4 protein-coding genes are annotated in these 3,365 nt (G+C 51.9%); 1 reads left to right on the forward strand and 3 read right to left on the reverse strand.

Going from position 1 to position 3,365, the window contains the following annotated elements; all coding sequences use genetic code 11:
• Positions 1-207: 207 nt before the first annotated feature.
• Positions 208-1,293, reverse strand: a complete 1,086-nt coding sequence (locus HZS80_RS23100; protein ID WP_035566952.1) for an OprO/OprP family phosphate-selective porin — start codon at positions 1,291-1,293, stop codon at positions 208-210.
• Between the two features lie 281 nt (positions 1,294-1,574).
• Here HZS80_RS23100 and HZS80_RS23105 point away from each other — a divergent pair, with 281 nt between their 5' ends.
• A complete protein-coding gene (locus tag HZS80_RS23105; RefSeq protein WP_035566949.1) occupies positions 1,575-2,303 on the forward strand; it encodes a TorF family putative porin in 729 nt (242 codons plus the stop codon).
• Between the two features lie 505 nt (positions 2,304-2,808).
• On the opposite strand, the gene HZS80_RS23110 is transcribed toward HZS80_RS23105, so the two are convergent.
• Both HZS80_RS23110 and HZS80_RS23320 read right to left on the reverse strand, forming a co-directional pair.
• Positions 2,809-3,129 (reverse strand): hypothetical protein, encoded by a 321-nt coding sequence (locus HZS80_RS23110; protein ID WP_164834383.1) that lies wholly within the window; start codon positions 3,127-3,129, stop codon positions 2,809-2,811.
• A gap of 26 nt (positions 3,130-3,155) precedes the next feature.
• Positions 3,156-3,365 (reverse strand): hypothetical protein (locus HZS80_RS23320; protein ID WP_218927822.1); only part of this gene is annotated, 210 nt, incomplete at its 5' end.

Consider the following 3,365-nt stretch of genomic DNA (forward strand, 5'->3'; position numbering starts at 1 on the left):
TGGAATTAGCGAAGGAAACATGCACCAGCAGTAGGTGAAGCATCAACCAGATAATCCGATGAGATGCCGGTCTGTCTCACTCTCATGCAAAGGTAAGATCAACCATTTAATCCGCTTACCCATTAATATCTGCCCAAAACCTGAGTATTTCATTAACTCTCAAGAACTATATCAAGCCGCAAACTCATTCAAGCGACCTCCATGCGGTCAAAATGCATATTGTAACCTCGCACGCACTTCATCTCCGCTAGCGCCATTGGCTTCTTCGCCATCCATGTAGCTCATTCCAAGTCGAACATTCTTGTTGGCGTAATAGTTAACGCCCAGTGTTGTTTGCTCACCGTCGGTCGTGGCCAGCCCCACATCACTGTATTTTCCGTCACCATCCTCAAAGCGGGCAACAACTTCCCAGGCCCCTTTGGGTGATGCCGGTTTTACCCGCTTGAATGCTCCGGCTTTGTAAGGACGGCTTTCGCCGGTGATGATCCAGCCAAGCTGTACGTAATAGCCATCAACATCCACCTGGCCTTCCTCGGAATCGAAATATTCGGCCTGGGCATGGAAGGGCCCGAAAGCGCCGGCCAATTCCAGATTAAACGTATCGACCTCATTGGCCTGAGTGTCGGCATCACGCGTGGTATAACCCGCACCAAGATGAACAACAGCATTATTCGTTTGAACGGGTGCAACCGTGCCCCGTGCGGTTACTGCCGTGTTATTGAAGTCGTCGCTGCCATCGCCGTCTGCCTCGAAATAGCCGATACCGTAGGTCCAGTTGCTGCCTTTGCCACTGAGCTGGATGCCGCCGCTGCGACCGGGGGTATAACGCTCGGTCATGGCGGATCGCTCAAGGGCCGAGATGTCTTTTGAACTCGTTAATTGTTCCAGGCCGAATGGCTCTTTCTGCTTACCAATAGTCACGGTTGCCGTCGAGCCAAATCCCAGGTAGCGAATGTACAGGTCCTCAGCGTTCCCGCCGTCGGCGCCATCACTCTCAGCCACGTTGAACTGGGCTTTGTACGCCCAGTCGCCAAAGTGGCCCTTGGCGTAGAGGCGTGCCCGGCGCACGTCGAAATCGGTAGTGTCAACACCGTTGGCGTCAGACTGCGTGGCGTCGTAATCCCATTGAAGGCGCCCGCCGAGCTGAAAAGACGCAGAATTGTCAGACGTTTTCACCTTGATACCGCTCTCGGTATCGATCACAAGGTCTTTGCCGCTGGTCGTAACAGTTCCGGCCTGTGCAGCAGAAGCGGCAGAAATCGCCAAAGCCAAGCCCAAATATTTCTTGCTCATGATCTGTCTCACCTTTTTGGTTTGCTTATGTGTGTTGAAGCGCTATTAAAGCCTACTTGGCAAAGATTACAGAATAGTTACAGAGAATGGCATCAAAACAGGGCGCCGGTCCGGGTCAGTGACAGGTTCTGGGGCGCTAGGTGTTGCGGTCGTTTTTCGGGGGCAAGCTCAGAATGCGCCGATTTGTCTCTATAATTATGATAAACAAGAATAAATAAGATGTGGCAGGAATTTTGCTAAATCATATTTGGAGCAATGAAACCCAACCGAAGGTATCCATTATGAAGAAGCAGTTTTTCACCAAATCAGGTTTTATCAGTATCACTTTGCTTGCAGCACTTCAGGCTGCGCCCGCCATTGTTAGCGCTGACGTCAGCTCAAATGTGAGCGCCAGCAGCAACTATCTGTTCCGGGGCGTCACCCAGACAGACGGGGCTGCGGCTGTCCAGGGAGGGTTGGATTATGAGCATGCGTCGGGCTTCTACGCCGGTGGTTGGGGTTCCAATGTCGATTTTGGTGACGGCACCAGCTATGAGCTTGATCTTTATGCCGGATTCTCCGGCTCTGTGGAAGAACTGGGTTATGACGTTGGGTACATTTATTATGCGTATCCTGACGCGCCGGGCTCCATCGACTTCGGCGAACTGTACGGCGAGATCAGTTATGGCATTGCGGCCATCGGCCTGGCCTACACGATCAACAGCGACACCAGTGGTGATGGGGTGTTCGTGCAGGGGGATGCCTATTACTACGCCTCTGTTGGGGTGCCTCTGGAGGACAGCTACAGTGCCGGTGTGACGCTTGGCTATTACGACTTCGCTGATGACGGCAAGGCTTCTGTCGGCGAGGCAAGTTATTCACACGTCGCCGCCAACGTTACAAAGGATGCGGGAAACTTCGGTTCTTTCAGTGTTAACGTGGAGTACGCGGACATTGAGTCAACCGACGCGCTTGGCTCTGTCAACTCGGATGATCCGAAGTTCTGGCTGGGTTGGAGCAGGAGTTTCTGATCGGCCAAGTGATCACAAGCAATTCAGATCCAGAATAAAAAGCCGGCCCAAATGACGGGCCGGTTTTTATTTATCATGCAAGAACCCACCATCGTGCGCCTGCCTTGACGCCCGGTGACTCGACATCCTCGCCCTTACCTCTGCCCCCCCCCTGCCGCCAAAGCTCATTTCTTATCCGGTGCCTGAATTTCAAACTGTATTAAAGGTTTGTCTGTAAGGTCGCTCCGGAATCCCACGCAAAAATGCTGACTCACTGACCTCAGTCAAACAGCCAGGATGATACTGAATGAACAAACGATTGTTGTTGTGCGCGATGATAGTTCCGGGAGCCTTGGCCGTCTCTCCCATGGTGTCGGCCCAGGCACAAGAGAGTGTGTCGCTGAAAGAATATCAGCAGGCCAAAGCCAGCCAGGCTGTTTCCCTGAACCAGGCCATGGTGATGGCTTTCGAGAACAGCCCGGTATTGGCTTTGAGGCGGGCCGCGGTCTCGATACAGCAGGGACAGTTATGTTTGATATTCGATTTCTACGGCCGACTCGTCTCCACAATGAATGAAGAGTTCCCCTTTCGCTGAATTTGAAGATGAAAACTGAAACCAACCACGGCCAGACTTTTCACGACCATCATCATTTCCAGACCAAGAAAACTCGACTCGCCCTCCATCATCTGGAATGCGGTAGTCGATTTGGCCCTCAACTGCTCCGAATACAAAAAAGCCGAGGCCATCTTCATCGAACTGGAAGTATCCGGGCTCGATAAGATCAACAAAGTCTTGATCCCACATTTCCATCCACTTAATTCGCCAGCGTCCAACGACTTTACTCAAACTACCTCCTTAAAACATAACAGTGATTATACGCCCTTCAACATAACACTATTGAGCGCGCCAGCATGATTATTGATGTTATATCGCCACTCAAACAGGCATAAACCACTGTTTCTAATACCTGAATCCGTGAAGCCGGCGCCGACACTTTCCCTATCACCGCCAGCGAGCACTTTTTGATCATTCGCCCCGTGCAAGTTGGCTTTCGCAAGCCCGTTATTGCCAAAACCCACCGT

The sequence above is a fragment of the Vreelandella glaciei genome, assembly GCF_013415125.1.
In the GTDB taxonomy this organism is placed as follows: domain Bacteria; phylum Pseudomonadota; class Gammaproteobacteria; order Pseudomonadales; family Halomonadaceae; genus Vreelandella; species Vreelandella glaciei.

What these genes read in the sequence shown, in the direction of transcription:
- HZS80_RS23100 (WP_035566952.1), bottom strand. Translation starts at nt 1,293, where the DNA reads ATGAGCAAGAAATATTTGGGCTTGGCTTTGGCGATTTCTGCCGCTTCT.
- HZS80_RS23105 (WP_035566949.1), top strand. Translation starts at nt 1,575, where the DNA reads ATGAAGAAGCAGTTTTTCACCAAATCAGGTTTTATCAGTATCACTTTG.